The organism is Archangium sp. (genome assembly GCF_057119385.1).
In genome coordinates this window covers 1-22,309 of the sequence record NZ_DBNGVP010000017.1, presented here as the reverse complement: position 1 = coordinate 22,309, position 22,309 = coordinate 1, and the positions used below count along the sequence as shown (strand labels likewise).

Here is a 22,309-nt window from a genome sequence, read left to right as displayed (position 1 = left end):
CAGCGGCCAGACCACCATGGGTGGGGCGCGGATGGGACCAGACCCGGGGGGGATCCGCAACGCGGGAATGCACGCCAGGAGCGTGCTCCCTCCCCCGCGAGGCGGCCACATGGAGCGGGCCCGCTGCCCGTTCACGCCTGCCTGACCGCCGGGGAGGCGGGCTCCCGCGCCACCGGGACCCGCAGGACGAAGCGGGCGCCCCCCTGGGGGCGGTTCTCGGCATGGAGCGAGCCTCCGGCCCTCGAGACGTACTCGCGGCACAGGGCCAGCCCCAGCCCGGTCCCCTTCCCCGGCGGCTTGGTGGTGAAGAAGGGCTCGAAGAGCCGCGCCAGCACCTCCTGGGGAATCCCCGGGCCGTTGTCCTCCACCTCCAACCACACCTCGCCCGCCACCGGCCGGGCCCTCACCACGATGGCCGCCCGGCGCGCGGGCACCGCGTCCTCCACCGCGTCCGCCGCGTTCAGCAACAGGTTCAACAGCACCTGCACCAGTTGCCGCTGCCCCAGCCGTACCGGCGGCAACCCCGGGCCCACGTCCAGCGACACCGCCCCCAGTCCGCGCAGCCGTACCATGGCCAGCCGCTTCGCCTCGTCCATGGCGTCCTCCGCCAGCCCCTCGTCCCCCTCGCCGCCCTCTCGCGAGAAGCGCCGCAGGTCCATGACGATCTGCTGGATGCGCAGCACGCCCTGCTGTGTCTCGGTGAGCACGTCCCGCAGCTCCGCCAGGTCCCCCGGCCCGCCCTCGTTGCGCAGCTCGCGCTCCAGGAAGCCGAGGTTGGACTTCACGAAGGCCAGCGGGTTGTTCACCTCGTGCGCCACCCCGGCGGCCAGCTGCCCCACCAGCACCAGCCGCTCCACCTCCGCGCGCTCGCGCTCGGCGTGCACCCGGCGGCGCTCGCTCTCGGCGAGCTGCTCCAGCACCGCCAGCCGCTCCTGCTGCGCCACCTTCTCCGCGTCACGCATGCGCCGGTACGTCTGCCCTCCGACGATGGCCGCCGCGCCCAGCAGGCCGAAGCTCGACACATGCAGCAACATCTCCCGCGACGGCAGGCCGGCCATCATGTCCAGCACCCCGGTGCTGGCCAGCACCCCCACGGAGGCCACCACCGTGGGCAGGCGCGAGTCCGGGCTGAAGATGGCGAGGGCAAAGGGCAGGGAGCCGAGCATCGGAAAGCAGGGGCTGCCGGGCCCACCGGTGTGGTGGATGAGCGCCGTCACCGCCAGGAGCGTGGCCGTCCCGGTCCACATCCCCGTCGACTTCACGGGAACCCACCCCAGCCCCACCGCCACCCCAATCACCCCGAAGCTCGCGCTCCACCCCAGATACGCCAGCACGAGCTCCAGGCTGAAGTCGCCCGACGCCATGACATGGGCGGCGCAGCCCCCGAGGAGCAGGGCCGCGCAGACGAACAGGTTCTTCCTCTTCACCCGGCGCAGGGCCTGCAACTCGGAGGGGTCAGCCGTCATTGAAATGCAATGCTAACATTCCGGCCAGCGGGGATGAGGGGGGCCCCCACCATGCGTTCCTGGCAACACATCAGGAGACGGCGCCTGCCCGGGCACGCCGCCAGCTCAGCCCAGGAGACGCTCGCCGAGCAGATAGCCGACGGTCATCGCCAGTACCAGCAGCGCGCCTTGCAGTTTCGGCGGTGCGGGCAAGGGGATGTCGAGCAGGCGGCAGCCGGCTCCGATGGCCAGCGCCAGGACGGGACCGATCATGAGCTCCATCATGTGCGCGTCTCCTTCGTCTCACCGCTGGGCCCGCCACAGTCGTGGCGATGATGCGCGGGGTGCGTCGCGATGAAATGATCGGCCAGCAGGTAGCCGCTCGTCATGGCGACCACGAGTGAAGCGCCCACCAGCATGGGCGGCGCGGGTACCGGAATGCCCAGCCAACGGCAACCCAGGCCGATGGCGAGACCGAGCAGCAGGCCAACACAGAATTTCCAGCTCAAGGGACGTTCTCCAACGCGACGACGTGAGGGCTCGAGGGCGTGGCACCCATGAAGTGGCGCACGGTGGGAGGCTGCGCGTCGCGATGCAGGGCGCGAATCTTCTCCTGCAAGCGCTGCTCCTCATGGGTGACACGCTCATGCTGGCGGAGGTGCTCCAACCAGGAATCGACGATGAAATATTCGAGGAAGCGGCCTGGCTGCGCCGCGTCCTCCATCACCCCCCACTGCACCGCACCGTCGCGCCGGCGGGTGCCTCCGAGCAGGTGGAGGTGGTGCAGGAACTCGTCACGATCCGCCTGCGCGATGAGGTATTCCACCGTCACGAGCACCGGACCCCGGGCATGGGCGACCTCCTCGGCCACGGCCGGTTGCGGCCAGTGCGAGGACGGGGTGGTATCCCGCCCCATGGCCACGCTCAGACGGAAACGCAGCGAGAAGATCCCCGCGAGCACCGCCGCTACCGCCGCCACGGTCAGCGAAATGCGGGTACCCGCCTGCTGCGCGAGCGACCCCCAGATCAGGCTGCCCCCCGCCATGCCCGCGGAGAAGACCACGATGTAGAGCGACAGCGCCCGGGCGCGGACCCAGGCGGGCACCGAGACATGCGCGGCGGTCTGCAGCGATGACAGCACGGTGATCCACGACAGGCCGTTGGCCAGCATCGCCACGCAGAGGAACCGCGGGTCACGGAGGTTCGCCAGGACCAGCATGGTGAGCGCGTAGAGCAGGGTCGCGGCCGGCACCAGCGTGTCGGCATCGAACCGTTCGCGGAGCTTCGGCAGGACGATGGCACCACCGATGGCACCCGCCCCGATGAACCCCAGCAACAGTCCATAGGTGCCCGCACCGGCGGAGAGCTCCTGCCGGACCACGATCGCCATCAGCGCGGGAAGGGCACTGGCGAACACGAAGAAGCAGGCCGATTTGACCAACACCGACCGGAACTCGCCGGCTTGCACCGCGTAGCGCAGCCCCGCGCGCAGAGCGCCGCCGAAAGACTCGGCGGGCAGGGCCGAGGCGGACTTCGCCCGCTTCCATCGCCACAGGACGAACACCAGGCCCAGGAACGACAGCGCATTCAGGGAGAACGCCCAGGATGCACCGAATCGCGCCACGACCAGTCCGCCCAGGGCGGGGCCGATGGAGCGCGCGATATTCACACCGATGGAGCTCAAGGCCACCGCCGGTGCCAGCATCGGGCGCGGAACCAGGTCGGCGGTGGTCGCGGCCTGTGCGGGCATCCCCATCGCCGCGCCCGTACCGAGCGCGAATGTCAGACACAGCAGTGACCAGGCATCGAGCCGGCCAGCATGAGCCTGCACGGCGACCGCCGTGGCCACGAAGAGCATCCACAGCTGTACCCAGAGCAGGTACCGCCGGCGGTCAACGATGTCCGCCAGCGTGCCGGCCACGAGCGCGAACGCCACAACTGGGAGCGTCGTCGCGGACTGCACCGCCGCGACCATGAGCGGTGAGCCCGTCCGCTCCGACATGAACCAGGAGGCGGCGACATCCTGCACCCAGGTTCCGATGTTGCTGGTCAGGACCGCCAGCCAGAGCGCTCGGAAGCTGGGATGGCGCAGCGGAGCCCATGCGCCCGTCACCTGAGCATCAGAAGGCATGGCACAAGCAGCCCAAGGCACCCCAGAAGTCGCGCGGACCGCTGACCGGCGCGGGGTGGTGCGCGGCATGATCCTTCCCGTGACCATGCACGGCACACGACGTTCCGTGTGCGTGCGCATGCGCTCGCTCGAACATGGCGCGGGCCTGCGCCTGGGTGGCGCCCTGGTAGCCACCGAACCGGTTCACCGGCGACCAGTCCGGCATGGGCCTGGGCAACACGGGAGCGAGCGGGCCGAAGTCATCACTGCCGTGCACCACCTTGCCGCCCACCACGGTCAGCACGCTGGTGATGTCCTTGATGGCCTCTTCCGGCACGTGGAGGAAATCCGAGGACAGCAGCGCGAAATCGGCATAGAGGCCTGCCTTCAGGAGGCCCTTGCGATCCTGCTCATGGGAGAACCACGCGCTGCCGTGCGTATACAGGCGCAACGCTTCTTCCCGCTCCAGCAGGTTGTCGTCGCCATACATCGACAGACCGCCCACGGTGCGGCCGGTGACCATCCAGTACAAAGACATCCACGGGTTGTAGCTGGCCACGCGGGTGGCATCGGTGCCGGCACCGACCGGCAGGCCCGCATTCAGCATCTTGCGCACTGGCGGCGTGTTCCGAACCGCCGCGCGGCCGTAACGCTCCGCGAAGTACTCGCCCTGGTACGCCATGCGATGCTGGATGGCGATACCGCCCTGCAGGGCGCGCACGCGTTCGATGTTGCGATCGGAGATGGTCTCCGCGTGGTCGATGAACCAGTGCAGTCCGTCGAAGGGAACCTCGCGGTTCACCTTCTCGTAGACATCGAGCACGCGGCTGATGCTCTCGTCGTAGGTGGCATGGATGCGGAACGGCCAGCGGCGTTGCGCCAGCAGGCGGACCACGTCCTCCAGCTCGCCCTCCATGCCCTGTGGCAGCTCTGGGCGCGGTTCACGGAAGTCCTCGAAGTCCGCCGCCGAGAAGACCAGCATCTCGCCAGCGCCGTTGTGGCGCAGCATGCCGTCACCCTGGAGCGGCTTCAGCATCCGCGACCACCTGTCGAAGTCCGCGAGCTCGCCCCCCTTCTTCTGGGTGAACAGGTTGTAGGCGATGCGCACCGTCAGCTCGCCGTCGGCATGCAGCTTCTGGATGATCTCGTAGTCTTCCGGGTAGTTCTGGAAGCCTCCGCCAGCATCGATCACCGAGGTGATGCCCAGCCGGTTCAGCTCGCGCATGAAATGGCGGGTGGAGTTGAGCTGGAATTCCGGCGGCAGCTTCGGTCCCATCGCCAACGTCGCGTACAGGATCAGCGCATTGGGCTTCGCCAGCAGCAGGCCGGTGGGATTGCCGGCCGCGTCCCGCTCGAGCCGCCCACCGGGCGGATCAGGACTGTCCTTGGTATAGCCGACCGCGCGCAACGCGGCGCGGTTGATGAGGGCCCGGTCATACAGGTGCAGGATGAAGACCGGGGTCTCCGGCGCGGCCTCGTTGAGTTCCTGGAGCGTCGGCAGCCGCTTCTCGGCGAACTGGTGCTCGCTGAAGCCGCCCACCACCCGCACCCACTGCGGCGCCGGTGTCCGAGCCACCTGCTCCCGGAGCATCGCCATCGCATCGGCCAGCGTGCGCACGCCGTCCCAGCGCAGCTCCATGTTGTAGTTCAGACCACCGCGAATCAGATGCAGGTGGCTGTCATTGAGGCCGGGGATGAGGCGCCGGCCCCCGGCATCGATGATCCGGGTCCCGGCGGTGGCATGTGCCATCACCGTGGCCTCGTCGCCGACGGCCAGCACATTGCCGCCGGCGACGGCCAACGCCGTCGCCGATGGGTTGTCCGGGTCCAGCGTGGTGATTCGGGCGTTTCTGACGATCATGTCGGCCATCGGTACAATCCTTCTCATTCCGGCGGCTCGCGCCGGAGACAATCGTTTTCACCTATGGACAGACCGATGGCCGCATGGCCATCAGTGACCGCCTTCGGACGCGCTGAACATCTGCTTGGCGTACTGGATGCCGATGCCGTAGCCACCGCCGTGGATCTTGGCGATGCCGGTGGTCAGGCCATACGTGGCCTCCCGCGCCCAGTCGCGCTGCAGCTCGAGCAGGTACTGCAGGCTGGTCATCGGCGCCGCACCGGCCTGGATCATCCGGCTCACGGCGCGCTCGTGCGCCTCGTCGGTCACGTCACCGCAGGCATCGGTGATGACGAACGTCTTGAAGCCCTGGTCGATCGCCGACAGCACGGGACCCACGATGCACACGCCGGTCCACAGGCCCGCGAACACCAGCCGCTCCCTCTCGAACGCGTTGATCTGGGCGATCACCTGCTTGTCTTCCCAGGCATTCATGGAGGTGCGGTCGTAGACCTTCGCGCCAGGAAACGCGTCGGTGATCTCCGGGAACAGCGGCCCCGAGAAGCTCTTCTCCGCGACGGTGGTCAGCAGGGTGGGCACGCGGAAGCCGGCGGCGGCCTTGGAGATGAGCGCGGTGTTGTTGCGCAGCGTCGCGATGTCGATCGAATGCGTCGCGAAGGTCATCTGCGACTGGTGATCGATCAGGATCAGCGCATGGTCGGTGGGCGACAGGAGGCCCTTTCCGGGCGTAGGGGTGGCCTTGGGGGTCATGAAATTCTTCCTCTTCGGGTTGGGGTGATGCCAGACAGAGTAGAGAGTCAGGACCCGAGGCAAAACACCCGAAAGCACATGAAACGGCTCACCCGAAAGAGGGAGCGGACACCCACCAGCCGCTATGCACCCCCGCGGGCCCCCTGGTGCGGTGCGATCGTATCTGGGATAAGGGACTCCCTCCTCCCCATTTCGGGGGATTCCAACGGCGTCGATGCCGGATATCCAGCGAAGCTCCCCTGGTCGAGATCAAGGACGGAAGCGATGAGCTCCACGAACCCGCCCATTCGCATCCTGATTGTCGACGACCATCCGCTGCTGCGTGAAGGGCTCAGCAGCCTGATCGCCGGACAACCGGACATGCAGCTGGTCGCCGAGGCGGAGAATGGAGAGCAGGCCCTGCAAGCCTTCCGCGACCATCAGCCAGACATCACGCTGATGGACGTGCAGATGCCCATGATGAATGGCATCGATGCGATCACGGCGATCCGCGCCCAGTACCCCACGGCGAGAATCATCGTCCTGACGACCTACAAGGGCGACATGCAGGCGTTGCGCGCCATCAAGGCTGGCGCCTCCGGGTATCTGCTCAAGAGCATGTTGCGCAAGGAGTTGGTGGAGACCATCCGCAGCGTGCATGCGGGACGCCGCCGCATCGCCGCGGATATCGCCACCGAGATGGCCGAGCACGTGACGGACGATGAATTGACGGCGCGGGAATGTGACGTCCTGCGCCTCGTGGCCGCCGGCAACGCCAACAAGGAAGTCGCCGCCCGGATGGGCATCTCCGAGGAGACGGTCAAGACGCACATGAAGAACGTCATGACCAAGCTCGGGGCCAGGGACAGGACGCATGCGGTGGTCGTCGCGATGAAGCGGGGAATCATCGACATCTGAGCGTGGGTGCTCGGTGGCAACGGCTCGTACCCGCTGAGGTGGAAGACCGATGGTGAGGCTCTGGTATCAGGCGCTGTTCCTCGGGCTCATCGCGGTGCTCGCATGCTTCGCGGAGACGGCGCTGGCGTTCAGTCAGGACCGGCGCCTCACGCAGTTCCACCACACCCGGTGGACCATCAAGGAAGGCGCTCCCGGGCAGATCTCCGCGATCGCCCAGACGGAAGACGGGTATCTGTGGCTCGCCGCGGCCGCTTCGTTGTACCGGTTCGATGGTGTCCGCTTCGAGCGGTTCGAGCCGCCCTCGGGTGAACCCTTCTCCGCCATCCAGACCTTGTATGCCCCGCCCGGGGGGGGGCTGTGGATCGGCTTCCAGCTCGGCGGCGTCGCGTTGCTGAAAGAGGGACGCGTGACCCGGTACCGAAGCACTGATGGCGCACCACCCCGGACGGTCTCCGCCTTCGCCACGGACCCGGACGGCACCGTGTGGGCCTCCGACATGGGTGAAGGACTGTACCGTCTGTCCGGCGCGCGCTGGGAACAGGTCGGAGAATCCTGGGGGTATCCGGCCGAGGAGTGCCGGTACGTGCTCGTGGACCGGGACGGCACGCTGTGGGTCGCCACCGAGACGACACTGCTGTATCTGCCGCGCGGCGCGCGCAGGTTCGTTCCCACGGGCGTCCGCGCCGGATGGGTGTTCCAGTTGAGGCAGGCGCCGGATGGACGGCTCTGGATGACGGAATCGGGCGGTGACGTGCGGCCGATTCCGGTGCCCGGCCATGGACAGACGGAGAATCCACCGGCCCTGCACGTGGAGTCGGCGGGCCTGCTGTTCGCCCGCGACGGGAGCCTGTGGCTCACCACCCTGGGGGATGGGATCCGCCGCATCGCCCATTCCGAACGCCTGCCCGCTGGCGACGCGGCGGCGGTGCGCGGGGCCGTGGAGTCGTTCACCGAGAAGGACGGCCTGAGCGGAGATTACGCGTGGCCGGTGCTCGAGGATCGCGAGGGCAATGTCTGGGTGGGCACCAGCGGCGGACTCGATCGCTTCCGCACCAGCTCGATGGTGCTGGCGGAGTTCCCGCGCGGTTCGCACGATTTCGCCCTGGCCGCGGGGGATGCCGGCGAGATCTGGGCGGGTACCACCAACCGTCCGCTGATGCGCTTGCGCGACGGCGAGGTCTCGTTCGAGCAGCTCGGTTCCCCGGTGCGCTCCGCCTACCGTGACGAGGAGGGCGTGCTCTGGCTGGGAGCGGACAACGGCCTGTGGCGGCTCGAGGACGGCCGGCTGGGTCACGTCACGCCCCTGCCGGCTCCGTCCACGCATGTGCAGGCCATGACTCGCGATCGTCGTGGCACGCTCTGGGTGTCCATGACGGGTCGTCCACCGATGCAGTGGAGGGAGGGCCGTTGGCACCCGGTGAAGGAGTGGCTGGGACTGTCGGACGACGAGCGCATCCACATCGCGATGACCGATGGCCGCGGGCGGGTATGGCTGGGGCATCAGCGGGGCATCATCACGCGGGTGGACGGCGACGAAGTCCGGCGGTTCACCGAGGACGATGGACTCAATCTGGGAGTGGTCACCGCCCTGGCCGCCGGCCGCCAGCAGGTGTGGGCTGGAGGCCATTTCGGACTGGCCTTCCATGACGGCGAGCGCTTTCGTCCACTCGTCGCCGACGGTGACGAGTCGTTCCGCAACGTGAGCGGTATCATCGAGCGCCCCGATGGAAGCCTGTGGGTGCATGCCGTGCCGGGGGTCTTCCATATCCCGGCCGAGGAGATCCAACGCGCGATGGCCGACCCCGGCCACCGGGTGCGCTACGAGTTGTTCGACTTCCTCGACGGGCTTCCGGCCAGGCCCACGCTGCTGCGTCCACTGCCCACCGCGGTCGCGGGCGGCGACGGGCGCCTGTGGTTCGCCACCAGCAACGGGGTGGTGTGGATCGATCCCGAGCGGATCGCCCGCAATCCGTTGCCTCCGCCGGTGTCCATCCTCTCCGTGAAGGCCGATGGCCGCTGGTACGCGCCATCCTCGGACGTGACGCTTCCGATCCAGCCCGCGAACCTGGAGATCCACTACACCGCGCTCAGCCTGTCCATTCCCGAGCGCGTGCGCATCCGCTACCGGTTGGAAGGCGTGGACGAGCACTGGCAGGACGTCGGGACGCGGCGCACCGCCTATTACGGCAACCTGGCGCCGGGGCGGTACCGCTTCCAGGTGATCGCCTCGAACAACGACGGCGTGTGGAACGAGCGCGGCGCGAGCCTCGAGCTCGTCGTTCCACCCGCGTTCCACCAGACCTGGTGGTTCCGCGCGCTCTGCGGGATGACCGGACTGCTGCTGCTCTGGCTGCTGTATCTGCTGCGTCTGCGCCAGCTGACCGCGAAGATGCGGGGCCGGCTGGAGGAGCGGCACGCGGAGCGCGAGCGCATCGCCCGGGAGCTGCACGACACCCTGTTGCAGAGCGTGCAGGGCCTGGTGCTCCGGTTACAGGCCGTCGCCGAGCAGCTCCCCGAGCACGAGCCGGCGCGGCAGGCGATGGAGAAGGCCCTGGACCGCGCGGACGAGGTGCTGGCCGAGGGCCGAGACCGGGTGATGGAGCTGCGCTCGACCGCCCACGATGGCCGCGACCTGTCGGACGCGCTCGTGCAGGCCGGGGAGGAGTTGGCGGAGGACATGCCGATGTCGTTCCGCCTGGTCGTGGAAGGTGAACCACGGGAGTTGGACGCCGCCATGCAGGGGGAGATCTTCTTGATCGGCCGCGAGGCCCTGCTCAACGCGTTCCAGCACGCCGAGGGCACGGCCGTGGAAGCGGAGCTCCGCTACGGCTCCGACGCGTTGCGCATGCGCATCCGGGACGACGGCAAGGGCGTGGCCCCGGAGATTCTCGAGATGGGCGGCCGTCCGGGCCACTGGGGCCTCGCGGGGATGCACGAACGGGCCGCGAGGATCGGGGCCACGCTGCAGGTGTGGAGCCGGACCGAGGCCGGCACGGAAGTGGAATTGAAGGTCCCGGCGGCGATCGTCTACCGGCGCAGGCCGAAAGCGGCCTGGTGGAGCGGGCTGAAGAGGGCCACCCGCCTGGGACGAGGGCGCTGAGCGCGCCCCTCGGTGGCATCTCGCCTCCCCTACTCCTTCGCCCGGGCCGCGCCCGGCCGGCCCAGCTCCTCGGCGAGCAGCTCGGCGACCAGCCGGACCCGGCGGCTCGTGCGCACGTCCTGATGCGTGACGAGCCACATCGGCAACGTGAAGGGAGGAAGGTCCTTCAGCACGCGGCGGACGGAGGGGTCGGCGTCGCCCACCTCGGAGATCATGATGCCGATGCCCGCGCCTTCGCGGACGAGCGCCCACTGCACGTGCTGGCTCTGGCTGAGGAGGGGGAAGTTCTTCTCGGTCAGCGGCAGGCCGAGCGCCACGAGGCCCTTGAGGTAGGTGTCCGCGCGGCCGAAGCCGATGAAGCTCGCGCGCGAGAAGTCGTCCCGGGTGAGCTTCGTGCCGAGCGTTCGCAGGTACTTCGGCGCCGCGTACAGGTAGGCCTCGTTGTCGCGGATCTTCCGGGCGATCAGGTCGGGCTCGGTCGGGCGGAAGCTCCGGATGGCGATGTCGGCCTCGCGGCGGCGGAGATCCAGGGGGGCGTTCGAGGCGACGATCTCCACCTCGATGCCCGGATGCCGGGCGCGCAGTTTCGCGATGACCGGCGGCAGGAGGTAGGTCGCGATGATCTCGCTGGCGGTGATGCAGACGGGGCCATCGAGCGACACCGTCTGTCCGGCCGCCACGCGTGAGACCCGGAAGGCCGCGTCGCACATGATGCGGACGTGCTCGATGAGCTCGAGCCCGGTGGGCGTGAGGGCCAACCCGCGCCCCACGCGCTCGAAGAGCGTCACGCCCAGCTCGGCCTCGAGCGCCGCCACCTGGCGGCCCACCGTTGGCTGCGCGATGCCGAGCGCGCGCGCCGCGGCGGAGAAGGACCCCTCGTCGGCGGTCACGAGGAACGCGCGGACGTGATTCCAGTCGAACTCCACGTGGCTCCAATCCATGCACTTCCGCATAGCACATCGGCGGTTCTGGCCGAGGACAGGTGCGGTCCTGCATGGCAGAACAGTGACCCAAGGAGAACGCGGATGAAGGCAATCGTGTACGAGGACTACGGCCCGCCAGAGGTCCTGAAGCTCCAGGACGTCGTGAAGCCCGAGCCCGGGGAGGGCGAGATATTGGTGCGGGTCCGAGCGGCGGCGGTGACCACGGCGGACAGCACGTTCCGCAAGGGCGACAGCTTCAGCACGCGGCTGGCGGCGGGTCTCGGGAAGCCGCGCAAGCGCATCCTGGGCACCGAATTCGCCGGAGACATCGAGGCGGTGGGCAACGGTGTCACGCACTTCAGGCCGGGCGACGCGGTCTTCGCCGCGACGGGAACCGCCTTCGGCGCCCATGGCGAATACGTGTGCCTCCGTGAGGACGGAGCGGTCGCGCACAAGCCGTCGAACATGAGCCATGACGAGGCCGCGTCTCTGTGTGACGGAGCCATGACGGCGCTGCCCTTCCTCCGCGACCACGGGCGCGTGCGGAGCGGGCAGACGGTCCTCATCAACGGCGCTTCCGGAAGCGTGGGCTCCGCCGCGGTGCAGCTGGCCAAGTACTATGGCGCGCATGTCATCGCGGTCTGCAGCACGGGAAATGTCGACAGGGTGCGAGCCCTCGGAGCGGACGAGGTCATCGACTACACGCGGGAGGATTTCACCCGTCGCCGGGGCGCCTATCACGTGGTGTTCGATGCCGTGGGGAAGAGCTCCTTCTCCCGCTGCAAGGAGGCGCTGACGGACGGGGGCATCTACCTCTCCACCGTTCCCACCCTGGGGATGTTCGCGGACATGCTCTGGACGCGCTTCTTCGGCAGCAAGAGAGCGGTCCTGGCGCTGACCGGCCTGCGGCCGCCGGGCGAGAAGAAGAAGGACCTGTGCTTTCTCAAGGAGCTCGCCGAGACGGGACGGATCCGCGCGGTCATCGACGGCCGCTATCCCTGGGAAGACAGCGCCCAGGCCCACCGCCGCGTCGACTCGGGACACAAGCAGGGCACCGTGCTCCTCCAGATGGGCGCGTGAGATGATGGGTCAATTGCCGACGAGGAAAACATACTCCGAGTCAAGAAAGGGTTCACAGGAAAGCGAGACCGGTATAACCTGGAATCTTCACTCCTGCTTGTGAGTCATTGTCAATGTTGAATCATCTGAAACACCCGGGCCTGGGGAGCGTGCTGGGCGCACTGTTGTGGATGGCCTGTGGCACCCCCGCCGAGCCCCTGCTGCCCTCCGGAGAGCCCCTGGACGAGCGGCTGTCGGCGCTGTGCTCGGGCCAGAGCGTCACCTCGCTCACCCTCACGGGCCTCAGCTCCTATGAAGGGGAGCTGGCCGGCAGCGGCTCCTGGACGGTGTCCAGCCCCGGCAACGCCGCGCGCCTGGAGTACCGGGTCAATGGTGTCCTGAGCAGCAGCGAGGAGCGCACCGGTGCTTCCGGCACCTGGTACTTCAGCGCCTCGGGCACCCGGTGTGGCTGGCACACCGTCGAGGTGAAGGCCTGGCCGATGGTCATCGACAGCTCGGGCAACCGCACCACCTGCTGGAACAGCCCCAGGAGCATGAGCCGGAGCGTCCCGCAGACGTGCCCGGCCGCCCTCGCCGCGGGCTACCAGAACACGACGCTGTTGAAGGAGGACGGCACCGTCTGGGCCTGGGGCCAGAACTATTTCGGCCAGCTCGGGGATGGGACCACCACCAACCGCTCCACGCCCGGGCAGGTGATGAACCTCAGCGGCATCACCACCCTCGCCGCGGGTGGCTCCCACAACCTGGCGCTCAAGGGGGATGGCACCGTGTGGGCCTGGGGCTACAACTCCTCCAACCAGGGCGGAGGGTGCGGGGCCGCCAACTGCACATGGCCCCAGCAGGTGCCGGGCCTCGGCGGCGTCATCGCCATCACCGGGGGTGACCGGTTCTCGGCGGCGCTCAAGCAGGACGGCACCGTCTGGACCTGGGGCGACAACTTCAGCGGCCAGCTCGGGGATGGGACGATCAACACCCGCCCCACGCCCGTGCAGGTGGTGGGCCTCGGCAACGTCATCGCCATTGACGCGGGCTACCATTTCATGGCCGCGCTCAAGGCGGATGGCACCGTGTGGGCCTGGGGCCAGAACCTGGGCCAGCTCGGGGATGGGACGACCACCCAGCGCAACGCGCCCGTGCAGGTGGTGGGCCTCGGGGACGTGGCCGCCATCTCCGCGGGAGGCTTTCACATGATGGCGCGCAAGCACGACGGCACCCTCTGGGCCTGGGGCGCCAACAGCTACGGCCAGCTCGGTGACGGAACCACCACCAACCGTCTCACGCCCGTCCAGGTGCCCGGCATCAGCCACCCCGCCCTGCTCAGCGGGGGCGGCCTTCACTCCGCGGTGATGAAGCAGGACGGCACCCTCTGGGGCTGGGGGCGCAACACCTATGGAGAGCTCGGGGACGGGACGGCCACCAACCGCTCCACGCCGATTCAAATGGGCACCCTTGGAAACGCCACCCACCTCTACAGCAGCACCTATCACACGGTGATGAGGCAGCAGGGGGGCGCCGTCTGGGCCTGGGGAACCAACGCCAACGGCCAGCTGGGAGATGGGACGACCACCAACCGCTTCACGCCCGTCCAGGTGATGGGCCTCTAGGCCCGCCGCGTCGGGGCACTCGCGGAGCCTGCAACGCGCGGAGGGGTCGGGCATCTCTGCGGGGCGCGTGTCCCCATGAGGGGACCGCGGACCGGAGACAAGGGAGCAGAGATGTCCGAACCTTCGAAGAGTCCCTGGCGCCATGCCCTGGCGCTGGGGGGCCTGGGCTTGTCGTTGCTGGGGGGCACGGGCTGTGAAGGCAGACAGCCGCAGTCCGCCTCCTGCCAGAAGTTCGTCGCGTGCGTGAATGCCCTCGATGAGGCGAGGGGCAGCCGCACCAACCTCGCCCGTTTCGAGCCGGAGGGGGCGTGCTGGGGCAGCCCCGAGGGCGCGAAGCTCTGCGGGGATGCCTGTGAGCGGGGCGTGGGGGTGATGCGGGAGCGCATGCCGGAGCTGCCGGGAGCGTGCGCGCCATGAGCACCCGTCTTCGTTCATTGCTGGCGCTGGCGGTCCTCCTTCCCATCATCGCGCGGGCCCACAGCCCGTCGGTGCTCTCGCCGGGGGTGCCCACGGTCATCGAGGACACCTCCATCTCCTACGCGCTCTACGGCGTGTTCGAGACGGGGGACGAGGTGTTCCGCGTCAAGGTGAGCTTCCCGGAGGACTTCGCCCTGCCGGTGGAGCTCTTCGTGCCGCACCGGGAGGAGCTGAAGGAGCACCGGCCGGCCTTCGCGCTGGTGGGTCCCGGGCTCTTCTTCACGCCCACGGCCGAGGAGCGCGCCGCGCTGCCCCTGCCGCTGCCCGAGGGCGCTGGGGCGTACGTGGACCTGAACCGCGTCTCGCCGCGGCCCGTCTTCTACGAGACCTTCACCCGGCGCTTCTTCTGGAGCACGGGGGTCGTCGCGCTCGTGGTGCCCAAGGGGGACTACGAGTTCTGGATGTGGTCCCCCCACAAGACGCGCGGGAAGTTCGGCATCGGCTTTGGTGTGGAGGAGGGCGGCGACTTCAGCCGCGCCTTCGAGGATTGGAGCGTGTATGCGTATTAGTCTGATGGCGCTCGGCCTGCTGGCACTGCCGGCGAGCGCGCGGGAGCCGTCCGCGCCGGGCCGCTTGGAGCTGTTCATCGCCCCGGAGGTGACCCTGGTGGGCCTGTCGGCGGGGGTGCGGCCGGAGCTGCTGGTCCGGCTGGGAGGAGAGGGGCCACACCGGCTGCGCCTGGCGCCGGGCCTGCTCGTGGGCCCCGAGTTCACCTACGTGCCGGTGGCCCTGGGGTACCGGGCCTCGTTCCGGGACGGGCAGGTGGTGCGCCCGCTGGTGGGCGCCGGCCTGGAGTACCAGTACCGCTTCGTGAGCGATGGGGAGCCGGCCCGTCAACTGGCCTTCTACCTGGAGGCGGGTGCCACCTTCGCGGTGTCGTCCCGGCTGTCGGTGGGACTGGCCGGCAGCGCGGATGTCACCTTCCGGGGAGGTCCGGGCGCCGGGCTCGGCGTCCGCGCGCTCGTGGGCTGGATGCTCTGAGGGAGACCCGCCGGGCATCGGGTTGCCACGGCGGGGTGTCACCCCGGGCCTGCTCCGCGAGCGGCCACTCGGCGGGCGCTCCTGGCGAGGTATCCTCCAGACGGATTCCAGGGAGAGCCCCCCGACAGTCATGATGCATCTGCCCACACCCACGTCATCCGCCCACTCGCTGGACATCCCAGGCTACAGGTTGCTCGGCTCGCTCCGTCTGACGGGCGCCAATGTGCTGTTCCACGCGGTGGGTGAGGCCGACAACCGGCCCGTCATCATCAAGACGCCAGCGCACCCCTCTCCCGGCCCGCGCGAGTGGGAGCGCTACCGCCGCGAGCACGGCATCCTGCAACGGCTCCAGGAGGTGCGGGGCGTGCCCCGGGTCCTCTCCTGCGAGCTGCTCCAGGAGCGTCCGGTCCTCATCCTCGAGGAGGTGGAGGGCTCGCCCCTGGTGGAGTCGGTGGGCCAGCGTTTCGCGGTTCCCCCCTTCCTCGAGCTGGCCATCTCCCTGGCCTCGGCCCTCGGGGAGATCCACCGGCGGGGCGTCATCCACAAGGATCTCAAACCCTCCAACATCATCGTCACGCCCGCGGGAGAGGCGCGCATCATCGACTTCGGGAGCGCCACCCTCCACCGGATAGAGCACGTGGATTCGGCGGCCTCCAGCCTCATCGAGGGGACGCTGGCGTACATGTCCCCCGAGCAGACCGGGCGCATGAACCGCACCGTGGACTCCCGCACGGACCTCTATTCGCTGGGGGTGACGTTCTACGAGCTGCTGACGGGCAGCCTGCCCTTGCGCGGGAGTGATGCGCTCGGCTGGTTCCATGCGCACCTGGCCCAGCAGCCCAGGCCGCCCCAGCAGCTCGTGGCGGACCTCCCCCCCGCCCTGTCCGCCATCGTCATGAAGCTGCTGGCCAAGGTGGCCGAGGAGCGCTACCAGAGCGCCGAGGGACTGAAGGCGGACCTCGAGCGGTGCCGGGAGGAGCTGCGCCAGGGCGTCTCCCGGGTGTTCCCGCTGGGCGAGCGCGACTTCCCCAGCCACTTCCAGCTCCCCCAGCGCCTCTACGGGCGCGAAGCCCACGTGGCCACCCTCTTCCAGGGCTTCGAGCGCATCGCCCAGGGAGGGCGGCCAGAGCTCATCCTGGTCAGTGGCTACTCCGGCATCGGCAAGTCCTCGGTGGTCAACGAGCTGCAACGGCCCGTGGTGGAGCGGCGCGGCTTCTTCCTGCGCGGCAAGTTCGATCAATTCCAACGCGACGTGCCCTACGCCACCCTGGCCCAGGCCATCCGCGGGCTGGTACGGCAGCTGCTCGCCGGCACCGACGAGGAGCTGGCGGCATGGCGCGAGCGGCTGCGGCAGGCCTGGGGAGAGCAGGGCCAGGTGCTGGTGGACCTGGTTCCGCAGCTCGAGCTCGTCGCGGGCAAGCAGCCGGCCCTCCAGGAGCTGCCGCCCTCCGAGGCGCAGGTCCGCTTCAACCGCGTCTTCATCCACTTCCTCCGCGTCTTCTCCACCCGCGAGCACCCGCTCGCCGTGTTCCTCGATGACCTGCAATGGGCGGACCTGGCCAGTCTGGGGCTCCTCCAGCACCTGCTCGGCGAGCCGGACGTGCCGCCGCTGCTGCTGGTCGGGGCCTATCGCGACAACGAGGTCAGCCCCTCCCATCCGCTGATGCTGATGATGGAGCAGGTGCGCAAGACGGGCGCGCGGGTGACGGACATCCGGCTCGAGCCGCTGAGCCCGGCTCAACTCCAGCAGCTCGTCGCCGAGACGCTCCCGGGGGCGGGCGAGGAGCTCGTCGTGCCCCTCTCGGCGCTGCTGCTCGAGAAGACGGGCGGCAATCCCTTCTTCCTCATCCAGCTGCTGCTGACGCTCAACCAGGACGGCCTGCTGGCGCGCACGCCGCAAGGGGCATGGCGGTGGGATGCGGCGGGCGTCCGGGCCAAGGCCTACTCCGACAACGTCGTCGACTTCATGGTGGGCAAGCTGCGCCAGTTCCCCGCTGGGACGCAGCACCTGCTGCGCCTGGCGGCGTGTGTGGGCAATGGCTTCGCGCTGCCGATGCTGGCCATCATCTCCGGCGTCGAGCCGTCCGAGGTGGAGCAGAGCCTGGAGCCCGCGCTCCAGGAGGGCCTGCTGGCCCGGCACGGCCTGGAGCACTACCGCTTCCTCCATGACCGCATCCAGCAGGCCGCCCAGGCCCTCATCCCCGAGGAGGAGCGCGCGGCCGTGCACCTGCGCATCGGCCGCCTGCTGCTGGCGAGCCTGTCCGCGGAGCAGGTGCGCGAGAAGCTGTTCGATCTCGTGGGGCAGCTCAACGCCGGGGCGGCGCTGCTCGAGGACCCCGAGGAGCGCCTCCAGGTGGCGCGGCTGAACGCCGAGGCGGGCCGCAAGGCCAGGGCGGCCATCGCCTACCGCTCGGCCATCGCCTACTTCGAGACGGCGTTCGGCCTGCTGCCGGGCGAGCCCTGGACGGCCCACCCCGAGCTGGCCTTCAAGCTGCGTCTGGAGCAGGCGACGTGCGAGTTCATGAATGGCCATGCCGCCGGGGCGCGCCACCTGCTGGCGGAGCTCCGCCCCCGGGCACGCACCGCCCCGGACATCGCGGCCGTCTACCGCCTGACGAGTGAGCTCCACCTCGCCCAGGGGGAAATCCAGGAGGCCCTCACCTGCTTCCTGGAGTGTCTGGCCCTGCTGGGCATGCCGATGCCGCCGCACCCCACCTGGGAGGAGGTGGTGGCCGCCAACGAGGAGGTGTGGGCCCTGCTGGACGGGCGCCCCATCGAGAGCCTCATCGATCTGCCCCTGCTGACGGATGCGGACATCCAGGCGGTGCTCGGCGTGCTGGGCGCCATGTTCGCCGTGGCCTACTTCACCGACAACAACCTGCTCGCCCTGCACCTGTGCCGGCTGGTCTCCCTGACCCTGCGCCACGGCAACAGCGAAGCGGCCGTCCACGGCTACACCTATTACGGCGTGGTGCTGGGCTCCACCTTCAAGAAGTACCGGGAGGGCCATGCCTTCGGCACGCTCGGCTGCGCCCTCGTGGAGCGTTACAACTACGCCTCCTCTCGGGGCAAGGCGCTCTTCACCCTGGAGATCATCAGCTTCTGGACCCGGCCCCTCTCCGTCGCGAGGGAGCTCGCCCGCGGCGCCTTCCACCACGCGCTGCAGGCCGGAGACATCCCGATCGCCAGCTATTGCTGCAACCACATCGTCACCAACAGCCTCTCCCAGGGAGACAAGCTGGAGGACGTCTACCTGGAGTCGGTGGCGCGCCTGGATTTCGTCCGCAAGGCGGGCTTCCTGGACGTGCAGGACATCATCCTGGGCACCCAGCGCTACGTGCAGCAGTTGCGCGGGCTCTCGCGCTCCTTCGACACGCTGAGTGGGGATGGCTTCGAGGAGGAGGAGTTCGAGGCCCGGCTGACCCCCGGGCGCATGAGCACCCTGCGCTGCTGGTACTGGCTGCACAAGCTGCAGTCGCGCTTCATGTGCGGGGCGTACGCGCAGGCGCGCGAGGCGGGAGAGAAGGCCGCTGCGCTGCTGTGGGCCTCGCTCAGTCACATCCAGCTGCTGGACTTCCACCTCTACCGGGCCCTGACGCTGGCCGCCAGCTTCCAGGGGGCCGCGCCCGAGGAGCAGCGGCGGTGGCTCGAGGCCATGGAGGAGCACCAGCGGCAACTGGCGGAGTGGGCGGGCCATTGCCCGGAGACGTTCCTCGCCCCCGAGCGGATGGTGTCCGCGGAGCTGGCCCGCGTGAAGGGCCGGCCGGAGGAGGCGATGAACGCCTACGAGGAGGCGCTCCAATCCGCCCGGGCGCACGGCTTCATCCACCACGCCGCCCTCGCCAGCGAGCTGGCGGCGAACTTCTGGCGCGCGCGCGGCCTGGCGAGCATCGCCGAGGGCTGTGCCCGCTCGGCCCGCGAGGCGTACCAACAGTGGGGCGCCCGGGGCAAGGTCCAGCACCTGGAGTCCCGCTGGCCGCACCTGGTGTTCGCCGGGGCCTCCCCGGACACCAGCGCCTCCTACGACACGGGCTCGGCGCAGCTCGACGCGCACACCGTGGTGAAGGCCCAGCAGGCCATCTCCGGGGAGATCCTCCTGGACCGTCTGGTGACCACGCTCACGCAGGTGGCCATCGAGAGCGCCGGCGCCCAGCGCGGTGCCCTCCTGCTCCCGAGGGGGGACACGCTCCAGGTGGTGGCCATCTCCGCGGGCGCCTCGCCGGACGCGCCCCTCATCGTTCCGGGCGAGGGCGTCCCCCAGGAGCTGCCCTGGACACTCATCGCCTACGTCAGGCGCACGCACGAGCACGTGCTCATCGGTGACGCCACCCAGCCCCACGCCTTCTCCTCCGACGAGTACTTCGGGCGGGCCCGGGCCCGCTCCGTGCTCTGCCTTCCGCTGCTGCGCCAGGAGACCTTCTCCGGGGTGCTGTACCTGGAGAACAGCCTGGCGACCGAGGCCTTCAACCCGGCGCGCATCGCCCTGCTCGGGCACATCGCCTCCCAGGCCGCCATCTCCATGGAGAACGCGCGCCTGTACGCCGAGGTGCAGCACGCCGAGGCGGCCCTGCGCCGTGCCAATGACGAGCTGGAGACACGGGTGGAGGAGCGCACGCGGGAGCTCCGGGATGCCCAGGCCCAGCTGGTGGACACCGCGCGCGCGGTGGGCATGTCCGAGATCGCCTCCAATGTCTTGCACAACGTGGGCAATGTCCTCACCAGCGCCGTCGTCAACCTCGAGCTGATGCGCGAGTCGGTGGGCGCCTCACGCGTCGGCCGGCTCACGCAGCTCGCGCAGATGCTCCACTCGCACCGCGACGGCCTGGCGGACTTCCTCACCCGGGATGCCCGCGGCAAGAACCTGCCCCACTACGTCTCCGCGCTCTCCGAGGAGCTCTCCCGCGAGCAGCAGCGCCTGCGGGAGAGGTTGGAGGAGATGGGCTGGCACATCGACCACATCCGCTCCATCGTCCAGGTACAGCAGACCTACGCCAAGACGTCGCTCCTCATCGACGAGTGCGACCTGTCGCGGCTCGTCGAGGATGCGCTGCGCATCCAGCGCCCGGCGCTCGAGCGCCACGGCGTCTCCATCACCTGCGAGCTCGCGAGCACCGCCCGGGTGCGGGTGGACAGGCACAAGGTGCTGCAGATCCTCATCAACCTCATCAGCAACGCCCAATACGCCATGGGGGGGCTGCCCGAGGGACAGCGGCGGCTGCTGGTGCGGCTCACCACCGGGGAGCGGCTGGCCCGCGTCCAGGTGGTGGACAATGGGGTGGGAATCGCGCCGGAGGTCCGCGAGCGGCTCTTCTCGCATGGCTTCACCACGCGCAATGATGGCCATGGCTTCGGCCTGCACTCGAGCGCGCTCGCGGCGATGCTGTTGGGAGGCACCCTCCAGCTGGAGAGCGAAGGGCCGGGCCAGGGGGCCACGGCCACGTTGGAGCTCCCCCTCCCGTGAGCGCTCAGCCGAGGAAGTCCAGCACCAGCTGGTTGAACTTGTCCGGGTTCTCCAGGAACATGAAGTGGCTGCCGCCCTCGGAGGCACTGAAGATGGAGAGCTGGGCCCCGGGAATCTGGCGGGCGATCCACTGCTGCGAGCGCGGGTGGAAGATGCTCACCTCGCCGCCGACGACCAGGGTGGGCACGTCGAGGGTGGGGATGAGATCCCTCCAGTCCTGGCCGCAGTGGTCCACCAGCAGCCGGGCGGCGGCGGCGCGGGGGAACTTGAGGTTCTGCTCGATGACCTCAGCGAGCGCGTCCTCGGGGAAGGAGCTGGAGAAGAGGCCCCGCACCAGCCCCTCGGACACCCGCACCCCGTCGGGTCCGGCCAGGCCCGCGGCCGTGTCATAGAGCGACTGCGGGGTGAAGAGCGTGCCCGCCTCGGCCCGCTCGTCCTCGGACCAGCCCGGCCAGGCCGTCACCGCCGGCGCTTGATCGATGAGGATCAGCCGATCCACGCGGCTGCGCCCGAATTGCTCCCACAGGCTCCAGATGACCGAGCACCCCATGGAGTGCCCCGCCACGGTGATGTTGCCGCCGTCCATCTTCTCGAGGAACTCGTGCAAGTCCTTGGCCAGGCGCGCGATGCGGTAGCCGCCCGCGGGCTTGTCCGAGTCGCCGTGCCCGCGCATGTCCAGGGCGATGACCCGGTGGTGGCGGGACAGCGCCTGGAGTTGCGGCCAGTACATGGCCGCCGTCTGCGACCAGCCGGGGATGAGCACCAGGGGCTTGCCCCGGCCCGCCTCCAGGTAGTGCAGCCCCACCCCATCGCTCGTCACGAAGGTGCCGGAGCGCACCTGGGCGGAGCCCTCCGGCCGCGCGCCCCTTGCATCCGCGGCCCGGGGCCAGGCCACCAGGCCCCCACCGAGGGCGGCGGCCCGCCGGAGGAATTGACGCCGACTTCGGGACACGGCCTGGGAATCATTGCTCTGGGGGTTCTTGGAATCCATGGCGCCTCGCTTTTGGAACGAAGCTCAATCTACGGAACAACTCCGTGGCGGAACAACCCCGAACAACCCCTTCCCCAGGGAACTTCCGTCAACGCTCGACGCCGGGTTGACGCTGGGCTGACAACGCTGACGCTGGGCTGACGATCTCCTCGCGGGATGGCGTGACAGACTTCACGTCCTAATGGCTTTACGTCAAAGGAGGGGTGGGCTACAGACACCGGTGCCTCGACGAGTCAACTCCTGACGGTTCGAGGGAAAGGATTTCCCATGAAGAACCCTCTGACTTCGGCGCTGGCCGCCCTGGGCCTGGCGCTGGGCGTGGGCGTGCCCGCTGGCGCGCACGCGGCGGTGCCCTTCGACTGCCGCACCCTGGACTACGGCATCTACTGGTACGGGCTGAGCAACGCGTCCCAGAAGGCGGTCGCCGGCGTCTACAATCCCTACTTCAACGCCGCCAAGCCCACCGTCATCTACGTGCACGGCTGGCAGAAGGACGGCGTCATCAATGGCAAGCGCGAGACGTTCAACTACGCGGAGAACGATCCCACGTACGGCGTCAACGTGAACATGGCCGACGCGTGGATCAACGCGGGCTGGAACATCGGCATCTTCTACTGGAACCAGTTCGC

The 22,309-nt window shown here is 69.2% G+C and carries 17 protein-coding genes; 9 read left to right on the top strand and 8 right to left on the bottom strand.

What is annotated here, in order from left to right; genetic code table 11:
* Positions 1–131 precede the first annotated feature (131 nt).
* From AC16DP_RS04030 to AC16DP_RS04005, 6 genes are all read right to left on the bottom strand, one after another.
* Positions 132–1,466 (bottom strand): sensor histidine kinase, encoded by a 1,335-nt coding sequence (locus tag AC16DP_RS04030; protein ID WP_329732413.1) that lies wholly within the window; start codon positions 1,464–1,466, stop codon positions 132–134.
* 105 nt (positions 1,467–1,571) lie between these two features.
* A complete protein-coding gene (locus tag AC16DP_RS04025) occupies positions 1,572–1,730 on the bottom strand; it encodes a DUF1427 family protein (RefSeq protein ID WP_329732412.1) in 159 nt (52 codons plus the stop codon).
* Positions 1,727–1,954, bottom strand: a complete 228-nt coding sequence (locus AC16DP_RS04020) for a DUF1427 family protein (RefSeq protein WP_329732411.1) — start codon at positions 1,952–1,954, stop codon at positions 1,727–1,729. Before AC16DP_RS04020 ends, AC16DP_RS04025 begins: the two co-directional genes overlap by 4 nt.
* Positions 1,951–3,576 (bottom strand): MFS transporter, encoded by a 1,626-nt coding sequence (locus AC16DP_RS04015; RefSeq protein WP_329732410.1) that lies wholly within the window; start codon positions 3,574–3,576, stop codon positions 1,951–1,953. Before AC16DP_RS04015 ends, AC16DP_RS04020 begins: the two co-directional genes overlap by 4 nt.
* Positions 3,566–5,425, bottom strand: coding sequence for an amidohydrolase (locus AC16DP_RS04010; protein WP_329732409.1), 1,860 nt, complete (start codon positions 5,423–5,425; stop codon positions 3,566–3,568). Before AC16DP_RS04010 ends, AC16DP_RS04015 begins: the two co-directional genes overlap by 11 nt.
* A gap of 81 nt (positions 5,426–5,506) precedes the next feature.
* Positions 5,507–6,166: a hydrolase gene (locus tag AC16DP_RS04005; protein WP_329732408.1), complete on the bottom strand. Its 660-nt coding sequence runs from the start codon at positions 6,164–6,166 to the stop codon at positions 5,507–5,509.
* Positions 6,167–6,430: 264 nt separating this feature from the next.
* On the opposite strand from AC16DP_RS04005, the gene AC16DP_RS04000 reads away from it, so the two are divergent.
* Both AC16DP_RS04000 and AC16DP_RS03995 read left to right on the top strand, forming a co-directional pair.
* A complete protein-coding gene (locus AC16DP_RS04000; RefSeq protein WP_329732407.1) occupies positions 6,431–7,063 on the top strand; it encodes a response regulator transcription factor in 633 nt (210 codons plus the stop codon).
* A 49-nt stretch (positions 7,064–7,112) separates the two neighbouring features.
* A complete protein-coding gene (locus tag AC16DP_RS03995; protein ID WP_329732406.1) occupies positions 7,113–10,163 on the top strand; it encodes a sensor histidine kinase in 3,051 nt (1,016 codons plus the stop codon).
* A 29-nt stretch (positions 10,164–10,192) separates the two neighbouring features.
* Here the strand turns inward: AC16DP_RS03995 and AC16DP_RS03990 are convergent, their stop codons facing one another.
* Complete coding sequence (locus AC16DP_RS03990; protein WP_329732405.1) at positions 10,193–11,104, bottom strand: LysR family transcriptional regulator; 912 nt, start codon at positions 11,102–11,104, stop codon at positions 10,193–10,195.
* An 84-nt stretch (positions 11,105–11,188) separates the two neighbouring features.
* Between AC16DP_RS03990 and AC16DP_RS03985 the strand changes: the two genes are divergently transcribed.
* The 6 genes from AC16DP_RS03985 (at position 11,189) to AC16DP_RS03960 (ending at position 20,689) form a co-directional block, all read left to right on the top strand.
* The gene (locus AC16DP_RS03985) at positions 11,189–12,166 is read left to right on the top strand and encodes an NAD(P)-dependent alcohol dehydrogenase (RefSeq protein WP_329732404.1); all 978 of its coding nucleotides are present in this window, start codon (positions 11,189–11,191) and stop codon (positions 12,164–12,166) included.
* Between the two features lie 113 nt (positions 12,167–12,279).
* Entirely contained in the window at positions 12,280–13,770 is a 1,491-nt protein-coding gene (locus AC16DP_RS03980; protein ID WP_329732403.1) for an RCC1 domain-containing protein, read from the top strand.
* Between the two features lie 111 nt (positions 13,771–13,881).
* Positions 13,882–14,187 carry a hypothetical protein gene (locus tag AC16DP_RS03975; RefSeq protein ID WP_329732402.1) on the top strand — a complete coding sequence of 102 codons (306 nt, stop codon included), beginning with the start codon at positions 13,882–13,884 and terminating at the stop codon, positions 14,185–14,187.
* Positions 14,184–14,756, top strand: coding sequence for a hypothetical protein (locus AC16DP_RS03970; RefSeq protein ID WP_329732401.1), 573 nt, complete (start codon positions 14,184–14,186; stop codon positions 14,754–14,756). The genes AC16DP_RS03975 and AC16DP_RS03970 overlap by 4 nt, the downstream gene beginning before the upstream one ends.
* The gene (locus AC16DP_RS03965) at positions 14,746–15,228 is read left to right on the top strand and encodes a hypothetical protein (RefSeq protein ID WP_329732400.1); all 483 of its coding nucleotides are present in this window, start codon (positions 14,746–14,748) and stop codon (positions 15,226–15,228) included. Before AC16DP_RS03970 ends, AC16DP_RS03965 begins: the two co-directional genes overlap by 11 nt.
* A 130-nt stretch (positions 15,229–15,358) precedes the next feature.
* Positions 15,359–20,689 (top strand): trifunctional serine/threonine-protein kinase/ATP-binding protein/sensor histidine kinase, encoded by a 5,331-nt coding sequence (locus AC16DP_RS03960; protein WP_329732399.1) that lies wholly within the window; start codon positions 15,359–15,361, stop codon positions 20,687–20,689.
* A 4-nt stretch (positions 20,690–20,693) separates the two neighbouring features.
* On the opposite strand, the gene AC16DP_RS03955 is transcribed toward AC16DP_RS03960, so the two are convergent.
* The gene (locus AC16DP_RS03955) at positions 20,694–21,680 is read right to left on the bottom strand and encodes an alpha/beta fold hydrolase (RefSeq protein ID WP_329732398.1); all 987 of its coding nucleotides are present in this window, start codon (positions 21,678–21,680) and stop codon (positions 20,694–20,696) included.
* Positions 21,681–21,947: 267 nt separating this feature from the next.
* Here AC16DP_RS03955 and AC16DP_RS03950 point away from each other — a divergent pair.
* Positions 21,948–22,309: hypothetical protein (locus AC16DP_RS03950; protein ID WP_483956632.1), on the top strand; the 362-nt coding region annotated here is incomplete at its 3' end.

Excerpts from the sequence above, each read along its gene's own strand:
- AC16DP_RS04010 (WP_329732409.1), bottom strand. The coding sequence starts at position 5,425 with ATGGCCGACATGATCGTCAGAAACGCCCGAATCACCACGCTGGACCCG.
- AC16DP_RS04015 (WP_329732410.1), bottom strand. The coding sequence starts at position 3,576 with ATGCCTTCTGATGCTCAGGTGACGGGCGCATGGGCTCCGCTGCGCCAT.
- AC16DP_RS04030 (WP_329732413.1), bottom strand. The coding sequence starts at position 1,466 with ATGACGGCTGACCCCTCCGAGTTGCAGGCCCTGCGCCGGGTGAAGAGG.
- AC16DP_RS04025 (WP_329732412.1), bottom strand. The coding sequence starts at position 1,730 with ATGATGGAGCTCATGATCGGTCCCGTCCTGGCGCTGGCCATCGGAGCC.
- AC16DP_RS03960 (WP_329732399.1), top strand. The coding sequence starts at position 15,359 with ATGATGCATCTGCCCACACCCACGTCATCCGCCCACTCGCTGGACATC.
- AC16DP_RS04005 (WP_329732408.1), bottom strand. The coding sequence starts at position 6,166 with ATGACCCCCAAGGCCACCCCTACGCCCGGAAAGGGCCTCCTGTCGCCC.
- AC16DP_RS03990 (WP_329732405.1), bottom strand. The coding sequence starts at position 11,104 with ATGGATTGGAGCCACGTGGAGTTCGACTGGAATCACGTCCGCGCGTTC.
- AC16DP_RS03980 (WP_329732403.1), top strand. The coding sequence starts at position 12,280 with ATGTTGAATCATCTGAAACACCCGGGCCTGGGGAGCGTGCTGGGCGCA.
- AC16DP_RS03970 (WP_329732401.1), top strand. The coding sequence starts at position 14,184 with ATGAGCACCCGTCTTCGTTCATTGCTGGCGCTGGCGGTCCTCCTTCCC.
- AC16DP_RS03975 (WP_329732402.1), top strand. The coding sequence starts at position 13,882 with ATGTCCGAACCTTCGAAGAGTCCCTGGCGCCATGCCCTGGCGCTGGGG.
- AC16DP_RS03965 (WP_329732400.1), top strand. The coding sequence starts at position 14,746 with ATGCGTATTAGTCTGATGGCGCTCGGCCTGCTGGCACTGCCGGCGAGC.
- AC16DP_RS04000 (WP_329732407.1), top strand. The coding sequence starts at position 6,431 with ATGAGCTCCACGAACCCGCCCATTCGCATCCTGATTGTCGACGACCAT.
- AC16DP_RS03985 (WP_329732404.1), top strand. The coding sequence starts at position 11,189 with ATGAAGGCAATCGTGTACGAGGACTACGGCCCGCCAGAGGTCCTGAAG.
- AC16DP_RS03955 (WP_329732398.1), bottom strand. The coding sequence starts at position 21,680 with ATGGATTCCAAGAACCCCCAGAGCAATGATTCCCAGGCCGTGTCCCGA.
- AC16DP_RS03995 (WP_329732406.1), top strand. The coding sequence starts at position 7,113 with ATGGTGAGGCTCTGGTATCAGGCGCTGTTCCTCGGGCTCATCGCGGTG.